16 protein-coding genes are annotated in these 15,430 nt (G+C 64.1%); 2 read left to right on the forward strand and 14 right to left on the reverse strand.

Annotated features, from left to right (window positions below):
* Positions 1-17: 17 nt before the first annotated feature.
* The 4 genes from AC2FNY_RS20015 to AC2FNY_RS20030 all read right to left on the reverse strand — a co-directional run bounded on the left by AC2FNY_RS20015 (position 18) and on the right by AC2FNY_RS20030 (position 2,733).
* A complete protein-coding gene (locus AC2FNY_RS20015; protein ID WP_234139741.1) occupies positions 18-206 on the reverse strand; it encodes a hypothetical protein in 189 nt (62 codons plus the stop codon).
* 75 nt (positions 207-281) lie between these two features.
* Positions 282-665: a rhodanese-like domain-containing protein gene (locus AC2FNY_RS20020; RefSeq protein ID WP_234139740.1), complete on the reverse strand. Its 384-nt coding sequence runs from the start codon at positions 663-665 to the stop codon at positions 282-284.
* A gap of 103 nt (positions 666-768) precedes the next feature.
* On the reverse strand, positions 769-2,256 hold the full coding sequence (locus tag AC2FNY_RS20025; RefSeq protein ID WP_496803543.1) for a flavin-containing monooxygenase: 1,488 nt from the start codon (positions 2,254-2,256) through the stop codon (positions 769-771).
* Between the two features lie 15 nt (positions 2,257-2,271).
* Complete coding sequence (locus AC2FNY_RS20030) at positions 2,272-2,733, reverse strand: cupin domain-containing protein (RefSeq protein ID WP_496803544.1); 462 nt, start codon at positions 2,731-2,733, stop codon at positions 2,272-2,274.
* Between the two features lie 150 nt (positions 2,734-2,883).
* Here AC2FNY_RS20030 and AC2FNY_RS20035 point away from each other — a divergent pair, with 150 nt between their 5' ends.
* Complete coding sequence (locus AC2FNY_RS20035) at positions 2,884-3,882, forward strand: AraC-like ligand-binding domain-containing protein (protein ID WP_496803545.1); 999 nt, start codon at positions 2,884-2,886, stop codon at positions 3,880-3,882.
* 5 nt (positions 3,883-3,887) lie between these two features.
* Here AC2FNY_RS20035 and AC2FNY_RS20040 read toward each other — a convergent pair whose 3' ends face one another.
* From AC2FNY_RS20040 to mgtE, 7 genes are all read right to left on the reverse strand, one after another.
* On the reverse strand, positions 3,888-4,232 hold the full coding sequence (locus AC2FNY_RS20040) for a RidA family protein (protein ID WP_496803546.1): 345 nt from the start codon (positions 4,230-4,232) through the stop codon (positions 3,888-3,890).
* Positions 4,233-4,301: 69 nt separating this feature from the next.
* Entirely contained in the window at positions 4,302-5,483 is a 1,182-nt protein-coding gene (locus AC2FNY_RS20045) for a TPM domain-containing protein (RefSeq protein ID WP_496803547.1), read from the reverse strand.
* A gap of 54 nt (positions 5,484-5,537) precedes the next feature.
* Positions 5,538-6,257 carry a YbaY family lipoprotein gene (locus AC2FNY_RS20050; protein WP_496803548.1) on the reverse strand — a complete coding sequence of 240 codons (720 nt, stop codon included), beginning with the start codon at positions 6,255-6,257 and terminating at the stop codon, positions 5,538-5,540.
* Positions 6,258-6,388: 131 nt separating this feature from the next.
* Entirely contained in the window at positions 6,389-8,167 is a 1,779-nt protein-coding gene (locus AC2FNY_RS20055) for an SLC13 family permease (protein WP_234165976.1), read from the reverse strand.
* Between the two features lie 106 nt (positions 8,168-8,273).
* On the reverse strand, positions 8,274-9,086 hold the full coding sequence (locus AC2FNY_RS20060) for a TIGR00282 family metallophosphoesterase (RefSeq protein ID WP_496803549.1): 813 nt from the start codon (positions 9,084-9,086) through the stop codon (positions 8,274-8,276).
* Between the two features lie 176 nt (positions 9,087-9,262).
* Complete coding sequence (locus tag AC2FNY_RS20065) at positions 9,263-9,820, reverse strand: 5-formyltetrahydrofolate cyclo-ligase (RefSeq protein WP_234139731.1); 558 nt, start codon at positions 9,818-9,820, stop codon at positions 9,263-9,265.
* An 8-nt stretch (positions 9,821-9,828) separates the two neighbouring features.
* Positions 9,829-11,220 carry a magnesium transporter gene (gene mgtE, locus AC2FNY_RS20070; protein ID WP_234139730.1) on the reverse strand — a complete coding sequence of 464 codons (1,392 nt, stop codon included), beginning with the start codon at positions 11,218-11,220 and terminating at the stop codon, positions 9,829-9,831.
* Between the two features lie 137 nt (positions 11,221-11,357).
* Between mgtE and guaD the strand changes: the two genes are divergently transcribed.
* Entirely contained in the window at positions 11,358-12,641 is a 1,284-nt protein-coding gene (guaD, locus tag AC2FNY_RS20075) for a guanine deaminase (RefSeq protein WP_496803550.1), read from the forward strand.
* Positions 12,642-12,721: 80 nt separating this feature from the next.
* Here the strand turns inward: guaD and AC2FNY_RS20080 are convergent, their stop codons facing one another.
* The 3 genes from AC2FNY_RS20080 to AC2FNY_RS20090 all read right to left on the reverse strand — a co-directional run bounded on the left by AC2FNY_RS20080 (position 12,722) and on the right by AC2FNY_RS20090 (position 15,385).
* A complete protein-coding gene (locus tag AC2FNY_RS20080) occupies positions 12,722-14,056 on the reverse strand; it encodes an 8-oxoguanine deaminase (RefSeq protein WP_496803551.1) in 1,335 nt (444 codons plus the stop codon).
* A 116-nt stretch (positions 14,057-14,172) separates the two neighbouring features.
* Complete coding sequence (hisN, locus tag AC2FNY_RS20085; RefSeq protein WP_234139727.1) at positions 14,173-14,964, reverse strand: histidinol-phosphatase; 792 nt, start codon at positions 14,962-14,964, stop codon at positions 14,173-14,175.
* 49 nt (positions 14,965-15,013) lie between these two features.
* Positions 15,014-15,385 (reverse strand): helix-turn-helix domain-containing protein, encoded by a 372-nt coding sequence (locus AC2FNY_RS20090; protein ID WP_234139726.1) that lies wholly within the window; start codon positions 15,383-15,385, stop codon positions 15,014-15,016.
* Between the last annotated feature and the right edge of the window lie 45 nt (positions 15,386-15,430).

Genomic DNA, 15,430 nt, shown 5'->3' on the forward strand with positions numbered 1-15,430 from the left:
GGCCGACCGGCAGGACTCTAGGCTTCTTCTTCGTAGAGCCGCCGCGCCAAAATCCAACTGACTGGCGCCGCGACGATAAAACCTGTCACCGCCGCCGCCAGAATTGCCTTGAGTGAAACCAAGCCCGCCGTGAGCACCGCAATCACCGCAGTGCCCGCCAGCGCGGTCGAGATCAGACTGTAAAGAATCGAAGCAAGGCGCATCATGGCCGGACCTCCTGATATGGCTGCGCGTCCGACCATGATATTAAATTATCGGAATGTGTTGGGCTTTGACCTGGATCACATGCCGGGATCGACCGGTTCGATCCGCTCGCCGGTCCAGTCCGCAAGACCGCCGAGATTGTAGACCTCGTCATAACCCATGTCCTTGAGCAGTTTACCCGCCAGCGCCGCGCGCCCGCCCGAGGCGCAATGCAACACGATCACCCGATCCTTGCGCAGTTCCGGGTCGTGAAACGGCGTGTCCGGATCAGCGCGGAATTCCAGCATGCCGCGCGGGATGTGATGGGCCCCGCTGGCACGGCCTGCGCGTTCCAGCTCGGGCGTGTCGCGCAGGTCGAGCAGCAGCGCGCCCTCGGCCACCAGTTGCTGGGCGCGGGCGCCGTCGATACGCGGCACCGCCGCATTTGCCGCCGCCATCATGTCCTTGACCGTCAAAACCATCTTGCGTGTCTCCTGTTTCGTTTCGCGCAGGCTAACATGCGTGTTTCGGAAAGTGTAAGACACGATTTTCCGCGGGCGGCCTCTCACCGCCCGCGCAAGGCTTTCAGCCCGCCTGATACTGCGGGGTCGAGGCCAGGAAGCGACCATAGGCCCGCGCATCGGGATAAGAGAATTGCTCGGCCAGCGGGTTGGCGCGCTTGCGCACCCCTGCCCCCATATCGGCCAGCAATTCGTCGAAATGCTTGAAGTGGAACGGCGCAGAGCACAGCCCGCCATAGACCTGGGCGGCGGGGCGTTCCTTGCGTCTCCAGTTCAGCATCATCTCGATATTGGCGTTCATCTCCTTCGCGCTCGGCTGGTGGGCCAATTGCCCATCGGCAAAGCGGACCAGCCAGTTGGCGATCATCTCGGCCGACAGGATGGTGCAAAAGGACGAGTTGAAGCCGACAAAGCCCATATCGGGCAGGTCCGGGTTCACCGCCAGGCGGTACACCCGGTACTGGCCATCCGCCTCGATCAGCTTGTCGCGGTAATCCTGCGCCAGATAGGGAATGCCCAATTTCCAGCCCACCGCCAACACCGAGAGGTCACAGGGCACCCGGTCGCCGGTGGTCAGCACCACATGGCCATCCTCGTAACGGTCATAGGTGCCCTGGATCGGCTTGACGGTTCCGTCCCGGAAGCTTTCGAACAGGCCCGGCGTCACGATCGGCAGAGAGCACGAGGCCTCCTTCTCGATCGGGGTGTCGGGCACCATGTTCCATTTCTTCAGGCCCAGTTGCGCCTTGAGCAGGGTTTCGAGCCCCCGGAAATTGGCCCAGACCAGTGGCTTCAGCAGCGCGGCGATCACCCGTTGCAACGGGGATTTGCCCCATTGGTTGAACTGCTGTTCCTGAGCGCGCATGTAGAGCAGCCGCTTGAAGTTGATGCCGCCCACGAAATAAGGCACCCGCCAGACATTCTCGCGATAGACCATGGTGACCGATTTCGCGCCGTTGCGGGCCGCGTTCACCACGATGTCGGTGGCCGATTTCGAACCGCCCAGCACCACCACATGTTTGCCGCGCGCCATTGCGCTGTCGGTATATTCCGACGAGTGGATCACCTCGCCGCCGCCGGCAACAAAGGCCTCCTGCCCGGGATGGGTCAGGATGTTCTTGTCGGAAAACTGGCCGGTGCAGATAGCCACGAAATCGAAATCTTCCTTGCGCACGCGGCCTGCCGCCTCGATCGTCAGGGTCCAGCCGGGTTGCCCGTCGGCGCGCCGATCCATCGACAGGATATTTGTGTTGAGCTGAAACAGCCGCGGCAGATTGTGCTTGTCGGCATAGGAATGCAGATAGGCATGCACCTGCGGCCCCTTGGGCCATTCGGGATAGTCGTCGGGCATCGGCAGATCGGTGTAGCAATACAGATCCTTGGGGCTTTGCGTCTGCACGTCGGGGTACGAGCGCGACAGCTCCCACACGCCGCCGAAATCGTGGCTGCGTTCGAACCCGGTGACCCGGTGCCCGCGCTCGTCAAAGGCCTTTGCCGCGGCAAGACCCGACACCCCGCCGCCGATGACGGCGACGTTCTTGCGTTTTACCATGATATGTCCCTCGCCTTACTGGGCGTCCGGGGGCGGCAGGAAATCGACCTCGTGCAGGGCCGAGATACGCACCAGTTCGGCCGGGTCGGTGACGCCATCAAGCGCCTTGAACAGATCGAACAGCTTGCGCGAGGGCGCCACGCCAAAGACACAGGTCGCACCTGCACCCGAGCGGTTGAACACCGCATGCGCCACCCCCTTGGGCATCCGGACCATGTCGCCGGGGCCTGCCTTGTTGGCGGTCACGTTACCGGTCTCGAACCCGAAATCCACCTCGAGAGTGCCGCTCAGCACCAGGATCCATTCATCCTGCGTCGGGTGCACATGCGGCGGCACAAAGGTGTCCGCCGGCACTTCGGCATGCCACATGAACACGTTGTCGCTGTGCAGCTTCGGGGTATAGACCTGTCCGACCACGTTCCAGACCAGCCCCTCGAGACCGGCATCGGTGGCGGTGATTCCCGCTTCCATCTGCATTTTGTTCCCTCCTCCTGTTGGGTTATTATCCCGCAAGCGTAGAAACGGGCGGGCGGCGCGAATATCCGAAAAGCGAAATTTTCGCCGCATCTTTGCCGCCACGTGCAGGAATTGCTTTGTGATCGGGGCAAGGGGCGCCATGCTGAACCCATGCAGAGCAAGCCCGATACCACCCCCCTGTCGCGGTTTCGCCAGTTCCGAACACCGGATCTGGACGAGGCGCGGGCACTGGTCGCACGCAATTTCTGCGGTCACCGGCTGGAGCGGCAGGCGCGCGAGGATGCCTTTGACGCCTGCCAGCATCGGGCGGGCGGCAACGGGCTCTTCTACAACTATATCCGCTATGGCGCCGATGTGGAAATCGAACCCGGAGAGCTGGGATCCTTTTACCTGATCCAGGTGCCGATCCGGGGACAGGCCCTGATCCGTAACGGCAGGACCGAGGTCGAGAGCGGCAGCGCCGCCGCCTCGGTTCTGAACCCCGACCGCCATACGCGGATGCGCTGGCTGGGCGGCTGCGAACAGGTGCTGCTACAGATCGACCGCAACAGGCTGACCGCCGTCGCGGAAACCCTGACCGGCACCGCCTTGCAATCCCCCGTACGGTTCGACCCGCAGATCGACCGTGCCCGCCCCGAGATGCAGCGCTGGCTTACGCTGTTCCGGCGGGCGGTGTCGGCGGTGGATCATGGCGCGCTGCTCGATCCCGAACAGGCGCTCAGCCGCGCCCTGGTCGAGGACGAATTGATCGCGGGGTTCCTGAGGGCGCAGCCCTCGTCCATCGCGCCGCTGCTGGAGCGGCCCGAAACCGGGCCCCTGTCCCCGCATGTGCGCCGGGCACGCGATTTCATGCAGGCACATCTGGCCGAGCCGCTGACCCTGAGCCAGATCGCCACCGCCGCCGGCACCTCTCCGCGCAACCTGCAACTGGGGTTCAGCCAGCTGCTCGAGATGACGCCGCTGGCCTATCTGAGGGTGCTGCGGCTGAACTATGCCCGCTATCTGCTGCGCGAAAGCCCGCCGCAGGTCACCATCGCCTCGATCGCGGGGGCGGCCGGGTTCAGCCATCTGGGCCGGTTCTCGGCCCAATATGCCGCCCGGTTCGGCGAAGGGCCCAGCCAGACCCGCAAACAGCGCTACCTGATCTGAGCGCCTCAGCCGCAGGCGGCGGTCACGATGATCTCGACCTTGAGCGTATCGCGCGCCAGACGCGCCTCGCCGCAGGCGCGCGCAGGCGCGTGACCCGCGGGCACCCAGGCATCCCAAACCGCGTTCATCTCGGCGAAATCGGCCATGTCGGCCAGCCAGACGATGGCCTGAAGGATGCGGGTGTTGTCCGACCCGGCCTCGGCCAGCAGCGCGTCGACGCGCGCCAGACAATCGCGGGTCTGCTCGGCCACGCTATCGCCGCTGCCGACCTGGCCGCACAGATAGGCGACGCCGTTATGCTTGACGATCTTGCTCATCCGCTCACCGGTATGAATGCGTGTGATACCCATGGTCCTGCCCTTTGCAACGCTGAAACTCCTGCCCCTGTTAGCAGAGCCACCGGGGTGAGACCAGAGCGCCTACCAGCTGCCCGAGGCGCCCCCGCCCGAGGACGAGCCGCCGCCAAAGGATGACCGCCCCGAGCCGCTGCTATTGCTGTCGCTGATCTTGGGAATGGTGCGGATCTCGCTGTCGTGATGGCCGCAATGGGCACAATCATAGTCGACGCGCTTGCGACCGGACCGGCTCTTGGTCGCAGCACTCAGCACGGTCGAGGTGGTGGACAAGGTGCGATAGTTGCATTGCGGGCAGGCACCATAGCCGGAAAACCAGCTCTTGAAGCGGTGGATGTCGATATGGCCGCAATCCGGGCAGTGCCAGACATCGTAATCGACCGATTTCAGGTATTCCTCCAGCCGCTGACCGCCATCGAGATGTTCGTCATCCGCCTCTTCGCCCGCCCGCAGCATCGGCGTGCGGCATTGGACGCAGGGCCTGTCCCGGTTGCGCAGATAGCGCCTGCCCCACAGCGCGACGCCGCCCAGCGGCACCAGCAAGAGCGACAATACCCATTCTCCCACCCGGTCCACCGCGCGGGCCAGCCAGCTCCAGCCGCGCTGCGCGGTGCCCATGTCCCAGTCACCGGGATAGGCGCCGGTCAGTTCGCGAATGGTCTCATCCACCCCGGCCTCGATCCCCTGCGGATACGCGTCGCGGCGGAAATAGGGCAGAAAACCAACGTCGATCACCCGTTGCATCCGGCTATCCCAGGAGCGGTCATAGCCCGCACCGATCTCGATCCGCATCTTGCGGTCATAACGCGCGATCAGCACCAGGACGCCATCGTTGCGCTCGGCGCTACCGATGCCCCAGCTGTTGAACAGGCCGGTGGCAAACGGTTCGATGGCGCCGCCGTGACCGTACATGCCCATATTGTCGATGGTCAGCACCGTCATCTCGACGCCGCTGTGGTCATAAAGCGCGATCAGCCTGTCGCGCACCCGCTCCTCGGCGGCGGGGTCCAGCAGGTCGGCATAGTCATTGACATACAGATCTTCATAATCGGGATAGCGCATGCCTCCGCTCACCGCCCCGCCGCGCGGCGCCTTGCGCGCGGGGGATTTCAGCGTCTCGATTGGCGGGTTCTCGGGCACCACCGAGGCCGGGCGCGTCATCAGCCCGATCCCATACCCAATGGCCCAGCCCACCCCCAGGACCAGCGCAACAACTGTCAGCGCGACGCGAATATCCTGCTTTGTCATGCGGCCTCCCTCTGCGCGCCACCTTAACCGCAGCGCGCGACCAAGGCCAAGCGGTCACGGCAGGGCGACAAAACCCAGAACCGAATTGCCAGCTGCATCGTTCAGGCTCAGCGCATCGCCCTCCAGCACATATCCCGTCACCTGCGTCAGCGCCTCAAGAAAGCGCCTGTCCAGCGCCTCGGCCTCTTGGGAACAGGCCATCATGGTCATGCCGATATTGTCGGGAAATCTGATCCGCCCCGCCTCGATCTCGGCCTCACCCTGAAAGCTGTTGCAACCGCCCCGGCCAAAGAACCGCCCGCTGGCTTCGAAAGCGATCCCGGGCGTGCCCGGCCCCTCGAACGGCGCCCCACCGATCTCGCGCAGTGACCAGGTGCGGCCCACCAGCCCCGGGGAGTCTTCGGCGACCCGAACCAACATCAGGTCAACCCGATCCCCCGCCTCTCCGGTCAACACCGGAACCACCGTGTCGGTGACGAAAAGCAGCCGTTCATTCTGCAATATCCTGGCCGAGACCGCATAGCGCATCGCCGGGTCGATCAGCGCGTCGTCGTATTCCAGCGCAAACGCCATCGGCACGCCCGTCATCGCATAGCGCCGCGCCGACAATAACGGTGCCGCCACGTCTTGGCGCGAGATATCGCGCAGTTCCACCTGCAAGACCGCGCCGGGCGGCAATGCGATCCGCTCCCGATAACCGGCGCTTCCCGAAACCGTCCCCGCCTCGACCGCACCAGCGGCGCAGAGCGCGGCGATACCCAAAGCAGATCTCATTACACGTACCTTTCAAAATGCCCCAATATCCCCCAAGGCAACAGCTCCCCGACCCTGCTGTCAACCAGCCATTCTTCTGTTTGAAAATACCTCGGGGTCCGGGGCAGCGCCCCGGTCCGCCACCGCGGCCCTTACAACGGCCAGAACAGAGGGATCAACGCTGAGACCAACACCCCCATCGTCAGGTTCAGCGGAATGCCCACCCGCATGAAATCGGTGAACCGGTAGCCCCCCGGCCCATAGACCAGCATGTTGGTCTGATAGCCAATGGGCGTCGCAAACGAGGCCGAGGCCGCGATCATAACCGCCACCACCAACGGGCGCGGGTCGATCCCCATCGCCTGGGCAAGACCGATGGCGATCGGGGTCACCACCACCGCCACCGCATTGTTCGACACCAGCTCTGTCAGCACCGAGGTCAACAGATAGATCGCCCAGATCACCAGGAACGGCGGCAGGCTGCTCAACCCAGGCGCAATCGCCTCGACAATCAGCCGCACCGCGCCCGAGCTTTCCAAGGCGGCACCAATGGCCAGCATGGCAAAGATCAGCGCCAAGAGCCGCCCATCGACAAAAGAGAACGCCTCATCCGCATCGATGCAACGACTGCCCAGCACCAGAGCCACGGCCAGCACCGACAACATGAGAATCGGTGCCACCCCGAAACCGGCCAGCGCCACGATCCCCACCAGCGCCGCAACGGCGATGGGCGCATGGCCGCGCCGATAGGCCCGCACCGACGGGTGCGAGACATCGACCATCTCCATATCGGCGGCCAGCCGTTGAATATCGGCGGGTGCCCCCTCCAAAAGCAGCGTATCGCCGACCTTCACCACCAGCTGATCCAATTGGCGGCCGATATTCTGGTTGCGCCGATGTACGGCAAGCACATAGACCCCGTAGCGCCGCCGCAAGCGCAGATCGCCCAGTGAACGGCCGACCATGCGGCAGCCGGGGGTGATCAGCACCTCGACCGTTGATGTCTCGACCGCCGAAACCTGATCGACCCGCTTCAGCTCCTTGTTGCGTTGCAGGCTCAGAAGTTCGGTCATCTGGGTGCGCAGCACCACCCGGTCGCCCACCTGCAACTCGACCCCCTTGAGGTTGCGGCGCAGCGACAGGTCGCCCCGGATCACGTCAATGAGCCGCACGCCAGGCCGCTTGAACAGCTGCACTCCGGTCACCTCGCGCCCGATCAGGTTGCTTTCGGGCGGAATCACCGCCTCGGTAAAGAACTTCATCTTCGACCGGTCGCTGAGCAGGGTCGCCATGCTGTCACGTTCGGGCAGCAGGCGGGGGGCGACGAAACGCAGATAGATCATGCCCCAGGCCACCACCGCGATGCCCAGCGGCGTCACTTCGAAGATGCTGAACGCCGCCATGCCCTGGGCGCGCGCGACCCCGTCGACCAGCAGGTTGGTCGAGGTTCCGATCAGCGTCAGCGTGCCCCCCAGGATCGCCGCATAGCTGAGCGGAATGAGCAGTTTCGACGCCGCCACATTCAGGGTGCGCGCGATCTGCACGAAGACCGGGATCATCACCACCACGACCGGCGTGTTCGACACGAAGGCCGAGGCGATCACCACGAATGCCATCAACATGCCGATGGCAAAGCGCGCATTGGTCTGCGCCTGCCGCTGTGCGATCGAGGTAAAGGCATCCAACGCGCCGGTCCTGACCAGCGCCCCCATGATGATGAACATGGCCGCGATGGTCCATGGGGCCGGGTTGGCCAGCACCGGCAGCGCCGCGTCATAGGGCAGAACGCCGGTGACCAGCATCGCCGAGACCCCCAGAATGGCCACGACCTCGGTCGGATAGCTCTCGCGCAGGAACAGCAAGAACATCGTCAGCACGATGGCCAGCGTGACCAGCGCGCCGGCGGTATCGGTCAGGTGGAGGAATTGCATCTCTTGTCAGTCTTGCCCGAATGCGCCTGGCGACAGTGCCGTCTGGCATCTTCCCGTATCGGCAAGCCTTGGGCAAGCCCGCGCGTACACCCCCGTGGATGGACGATCACGGGCTCGATTGCTGCAACTGCCCGCCGACGCGGACCATGGCGATGCGGGTGGCGGCGCCCCCTTGCGGTGCGGTCTCGACATAGACACCCGAGACCGTCGCCTCGCCCAGCGCCGGGGTGAACCGAGACTTCGCCATACCGGTGATGAACCGGCGCATAGGTTCGGCCTTGTCCATGCCGATCACCGAATGATAATCGCCGCACATGCCCGCATCGCTCAGATAGGCGGTGCCACCGGGCATCACCATAGCATCAGCCGTCGGCACATGGGTGTGGGTGCCCACCACCAGACTGGCGCGCCCGTCGCAATAATGGCCCATCGCCATCTTTTCCGAGGTCGCCTCGCAATGCATGTCGACGATCACCGCATCAGCCAGACCGCCGCGCGGATGCGATTTCAGCACCGGCTCGATGGCCGAGAACGGATCGTCATAGGGGCGTTTCATGAACACCTGGCCCAGCACCTGCGCCACCAGCACCTTGCACCCGCCCGGCGCGGTGAACAGCCGATGACCGCGCCCCGGCGCGCCCTTGGCATAGTTGATCGGCCGTATGATGCGCGGTTCGGTCTCGATATATTGCAGCATGTCCTTCTGGTCGAAGGCATGATCGCCCAGCGTCAGGCAATCGGCGCCCGCATCCAGCAGCGCCTTGGCATGCTCGCCCGACAAGCCCATGCCATTCGAGGCGTTCTCGCCATTGACCACCACGAAATCCAGCTTCCACTCTGCCCGCAATCGCGGCAGGTGTTCGCACACGGCCTTGCGACCCGCGCGGCCCATCACATCGCCAAGAAAAAGTATCTTCATGTCCCCGGTCCTATGAGGCGGTGCGGTTCAGGGCAAGCCGGAAAATGCAGGGGGCGCTGCCCCCGACGCCTGCGGCGTCTCCCCCGGAGTATTTGCAGCGAAATGAAGAGCGGCGCGGACCGGGCTTCTTTCTGGTCCGAAATACTCCGAAGCGCGAGGCAGAGCCTCGCAAAAGATCAGAAACTCAGAACCCGGCTTTCGGTAACCACCATGTCGAGCGGCTGGTCTGTGGGTTCCAGCGGCAGCGCCTCGGCCTCTTGCGCGTCGAAGGCGAAACCGATGGCGAGCGTGGCGCGTTTGGCGCGCAGCCCCTCAAGCGTACGGTCATAAAAGCCGCCGCCGTAACCCAGCCGCCCACCCCGAGCGTCAAAGGCGACCAGTGGCACGATCAGGATTTCGGGCTCCATCCAGTCATCCGTTTCGGGCACCATGGCGCCAAACGGGCCCTCGCGCAGCAGACCGTCCGGATCCCAGCGGGAGAAGCGCAGGGGCAGGCCCGCGCCCTGAATGACAGGAACGCCCACGGGACCGTGGGCCGCCGCCTCGGCCATGGCGGGCAGCGGATCGATCTCGGTCCGGATCGGCATATAGCCCGACAGAGGCACGCCGCGATAGCCGGCCAGAACCTCGGACAGGCGTCCGGCCGCCCCCGCCGGTCGGGTATCGAATGCCACCTTGCGGCGGGCAAAGGCAGCCTTGCGCGCGGTGGCCTTGATCGCGGTCAGGTCGTCCATGACCCCTCCTAGAGCAGAAAGACGGAAGCCAGCCCCAGAAAGGCAAAGAACCCGACAACATCCGTCACCGTGGTCACGAAGGTGCCCGAGGCCAGCGCCGGGTCGATCCCGACCTTTTCAAGAAGCACCGGAATCCCGGCCCCGGCAAGCCCGGCCACGACCAGATTGACCACCATTGCGGCAGCGATCACCGGGCCCAGCAGTGGCAGGCCGAACCAGACATGGCCCACGATCCCCATTACCACCGCAAAGACCGCGCCATTGACCAGCCCCACCAAAACCTCGCGCCGCAGCACCCGGCCCAGGTTGGACCCGGTCAGGTCACGGGTGGCCAGCGCGCGCACCGCCACCGTCAGGCTCTGGGTGCCGGCATTGCCACCCATCGAGGCGACGATCGGCATCAGCACCGCCAGCGCCACCACGTTGGCGATCGTGCTTTCGAAGATCGAGATCACCAGCGAGGCCAGGATGGCTGTCGCCAGGTTCACCGCCAGCCAGGGCAGGCGCTGTCTGGTGGTTTCCAGCACGGTATCCGACAGGCTGCTTTCGCCGACACCGGCCAGGCGCAGGATGTCCTCTTCGTGCTCTTCGTCCAGCACGATCATGGCGTCATCGATGGTGATCACCCCTACCAACCGCCCCTCGGCATCCACCACCGGGGCCGAGATCAGGTGATACTGGTTGAACGCATAGGCCACATCCTCTTCGTCCTGATCGGCGGGGATGATCTGGAAGGTCTCTTCGGCCAACGTGCTCAGCGGCACCTCGCGCCGGGCCGACATGATCCGGCCCAGCGTCACATTGCCCACCGGGTGCAGGCGCGGGTCGACCAGGACCACGTGATAGAACTGGTCTGGCAAGTCGTCCGAACCCCGCATGAAGTCGATGACCTCGCCTACCGACCAATGTTCGGGGGCCATCACCACCTCGCGCTGCATCAGACGCCCGGCAGAGCCCTCGGGATAGGCCAGCGCCTGTTCAACCGCGACCCGGTCGGCATCCTCGAGCGCGTCGAGGATGGTTTCATGGTCGCTTTCTTCGAGGTCTTCGAGCAGGTCGACCACATCGTCGCTGTCAAGCTCACGCACTGCCTCGGCCAGAACATCGGGGTTGAGCAGGCGAACCACTTCTTCGCGGATGCCCTCGTCGAGTTCCGACAGGATCTCGCCATCGAACTCGCGGTCGTAGAGCCGGATCAGCTGAGCCCGATCGAAGCTATTGATCTGCTCGAGCAGGTCGGCGATGTCAGCCGCATGCAGCGGCTCCATCAACTCGATCAGGCGATCTCGATTTTCTTCTTCGACCGCATCGAGAATCTCGGCCACGAGATCGAGGTCGATCTCATAAGCATCCTCTTCACGGGGCTTTTCAAGATCGGGTGTGTCGATACCTGGTGTCATGGCTACGCCCTATGCCAATTGGCAGCAAATTTGAAGAAGCAGCTATCAGAAAACAATGACAATGCCACAATTTACCGCCGCGGCGCGAATGTTCTAGGGTAGCGTCCGTTTTGTACCGAGCGAAGGAGATGCGGACCATGACCGGCAAGACGATCCTCAGGGGACAAGTCCTGTCCTTTGCCCGCTCCCCGTTCGAAGACACGCCCGCGGATGCGGTGCGGGTTGACGAGGCGGTTCTGATCGACGGCTCGCATATCGCGTCCTTCGGCACACTGGAGGCGATGCGCAGAGCGGCACCGGGGGCGCGTGAGATCGACCACGGGTCGCGTGTCGTCCTGGCCGGATTCGTGGATGCGCATGTGCATTATCCCCAGACCGCGATGATCGCGAGTTGGGGCAAGCGCCTGATCGACTGGCTGAACACCTATACCTTTCCCGAGGAGCACAAGTTCGCCGATCCGGCCTATGCCTCCGAGATCGCCGCGCGCTATCTGGACCTGACGGCGGCGCATGGCACCACCACCATGTGCAGTTTCTGCACCATCCATCCCGAGAGCGTGGAGGCCTTCTTTACCGAGGCGCAGGCGCGCGGGCAGAGGGTGGTCGCGGGCAAGACCTGCATGGACCGCAACGCGCCCGAATTCCTGCGCGACACGGCACAAAGCGCCTATGACCAGTCCAAGGCTCTGTTGCAGAAGTGGCACGGGGTCGACCGGATCTCCTATGCGATCACGCCCCGGTTTTCGCCCACTTCCACACCGGAACAGCTCGACGCGATGGGTGCACTCTGGGCCGAGCACCCCGACTGCCTGATGCAGACCCATCTGAGCGAGCAGACCGACGAAATAGAATGGGTCAAGGGCCTCTACCCCGAGGCGCGCGACTATCTGGACACGTACGAGCAACACGGGCTTCTGGGGGGGCGCGGGCTCTATGGCCATGCCATCCACCTGGAAAAACGCGAGCGTGACCGGCTGCGCGAACATGGCGCCGGGCTGATCCATTGCCCGACCTCGAACACGTTCATCGGCTCGGGCCTTTTCGACATGGCCGGGCTGATGGCCGACGGACAGCGGATCGGGCTGGCCACCGATACCGGTGGCGGGTCCAGCTTTTCGATGCTGCGCACCATGGCGGCGGCCTATGAGATCGGCCAGTTGCGCGGCGTGCCGCTCCATGCTGCGCAACTGATCTGGCTGGCCACCCAGGGCTCGGCCCGGGCGCTGCGGATGGATCACCAGATCGGCAATATCGCGGCGGGGATGGAGGCCGATCTGGTGGTGCTAGACCTCGCCTCGACCCCCGCCATCGCCCAGCGCAGCGCCGTGGCGGACGACCTGTGGGAAGCGCTGTTCCCGACCATCATGATGGGCGACGACCGTGCCATCGCCGAGGTCTGGATCGGCGGCAGGCGGGTCTGACCGCCCTCTCGGCGGGCGAAAGATTTTTCGACGAAAAATCTTTGCCTCCGGCGGGAGTATTTTTTGCGAAATGAAGAAGTTCAGCCCATCAGCGCGCGGGCAAGGCGGTTTTGCCGTTCGACCATGCGCGGCAGGTCGATAGTGGTGATCTGACCGTCGCGCACGATCTGGCGGCCTTCGACAAACAGGTGCCTGACCTGGGTCGGCCCGGCCAGCAGCAGCGCGGCGGGGTCCCAGCTGCCGGCACTGTCGATGCCCGAGACATCCCAGACCGCGATATCGGCGCGTTTGCCCAGCTCCAGCCGGCCGCAATCGGGGCGGCCCAGCACATCGGCGCCGCCGCGGGTGGCGATCTCGAGCGCCTCGCGGGCAGACATGGCATCGGCGCCGCGCGCCACCCGTTGCAGCAGCATCACCTGCCGCGCCTCACCCATCAGGTTGCCGCTGTCGTTGCTGGCCGAGCCATCGACCCCCAGCCCCACCGGAACACCCGCGTCGCGCATCGCACGGACCTGGGCGATGCCGCTGCCCAGCCGACAGTTGGAACAGGGGCAATGAGCGACGCCGGTACGCGTGCGAGCGAAAAGGTCGATCTCTCGCCCGTCGAGCTTGACGCAATGAGCGTGCCAGACATCCGGCCCGGTCCAGCCCAGATCCTCGGCATATTGGCCGGGGCGGCAACCGAATTGCGCCAGGCTATAGGCGATGTCCTCGTCATTTTCGGCCAGATGGGTGTGCAGCATCACGCCCTTGTCCCGCGCCAGCAGGGCGGCGTCGCGCATCAGGTCGCGGCTGACCGAAAAGGGCGAACAGGGGGCAAGACCCACGCGGCACATGCTGCCCTCGCCCGCATCGTGAAAGGCATCGACCACCCGGATCATGTCGTCCAGGATCGCGGCCTCGCCCTCGACCAGCCTATCGGGCGGCAGGCCGCCCGCGCTTTCGCCGATGCTCATGGCACCCCTTGTGGGGTGAAAGCGCAGGCCCAGCTCGGCCGCGGCGGCGATGGTATCGTCCAGCCGCGCGCCATTGGGGTAAAGGTAGAGGTGATCGGAACTGAGCGTGCAGCCTGAAAGCGCCAGCTCGGCCAGCCCGATCTGGGCCGAAACGAACATTTCCTCGGGGCCGAAGCGCGCCCAGATCGGATAGAGCGTCTTGAGCCAGCCAAACAGCAGCGCGTCCTGCCCGCCCGGCACGGCGCGTGTGAGGCTCTGATACAGATGGTGGTGGGTATTCACGAGGCCCGGCGTGACCACGCAGCCGCGCGCCTCATGCACCTCGCCCATCGTTGCGAGGTTCGGGCCAATCGCGACCACGATCCCGTCACGGATCAGGATATCAGCGCCGACCAGCTCACTGCGGTCCGCATCCATGGTCAGAATGGTATCGGCATTTCGAATCAGATGTTCGGTCATGGTGCACACTTCCCCTGTCGGGCCCGCTTCATAGGAAGTGTGTCAGGCCGGCGGAAAACGGGCTCAAGAACCGGCTGAATAGAGGTTACGCCCAGCCGAGGCAGGTTGCAAGGCGGTCACACCCCACGAAGGAGTTCCAGCGCCGCGCTGTGTATTTGCGGATTGGCTGCCGCCAAGGCGCGCCCACCCCCATGCGCGGGGCCGCCTGTCCAATCTGTAACGATGCCGCCCGCCGCTTCGATCAACGCGATGGGCGCCTGGATGTCGACTGCCTTCAACCCAGCTTCGATCACCAGATCGACCAGCCCCGCTGCCAGCAGGGCGTAGGCATAGCAATCCATTCCATAGCGGGTCAGCTTGACCCGGCTCGACACGGCACGGAATGCCGCCTCTTCCTCAGCACTGCCAAGTTCTGGGAAGGTGGTAAAGAGGACCGCATCGGACAGATCAGTATCCTTCCGCGTTGCCAGTACCTGCAGCCCAAGCGGTCCAGTCACATATGCGCCCTCGGATGTACCGACAAAGCGCTCGCCGATGTAAGGCTGGTCCACCACGCCAAGGAAAGGGCCATGGGTATCCGACAAGGCAATCAACACACCCCATGTCGGTGTGCCCGAGATAAAGCCCCGGGTGCCGTCGATTGGATCCAATACCCAAACGCGACCAGAACGCCCCTCAACCTCATCAAACTCCTCGCCATGAATACCGTCCTGGGGACGCAGCTCAGCGAGGATTTCGCGCATTGCCATTTCAGCGGCTCGGTCGGCCTCGGTCACCGGGTCAAAGCCGCTGTCAAGCTTGTTTTCGGCCCCAAGATCCAGCCGTCTGAAATAAGGAAGAATCGCCGCGCGGGCGGCATCGGCCAGTTTTTCGGCGATCTCTAGATCGGTATAGTCAGCAGGTTTCATGCCGATGCATTGCCACCCGTCAGACCAATTTGCAATATGCAGGCTCGGATCAGGCCACGTCGCTCAGCACGCGTGCCAATTCGAACAGGCGGCGACGCTGATTTTCGGGAATGGCATAGTAGGACCTCACCAGATCCAGCGCTTCCTTGTCCCCCATCAGGTCTGCGGGTACGCTCGATTTCTCGGCAGCAACCTTCTCCGATTCTTCAAGTCCTTCGAAGAAAAAGCTCACGGGAACGTCGAGTGCCTCTGCGATATCCCAAAGGCGGGACGCGCTCACGCGATTTGCTCCAGTTTCGTATTTCTGGATCTGCTGAAACTTAATACCGACCTGTTCGGCCAGCTGTTGCTGAGTCATACCAATCAGCCAGCGACGGTGCCGTACACGCTTCCCCACGTGAACGTCTACAGGATGGGTCATGCGAATTCTCCTCTGTTACACTGACAACCGCCCGGGCATCGGCAT

This window comes from Ruegeria sp. BHSC223 (genome assembly GCF_059613025.1).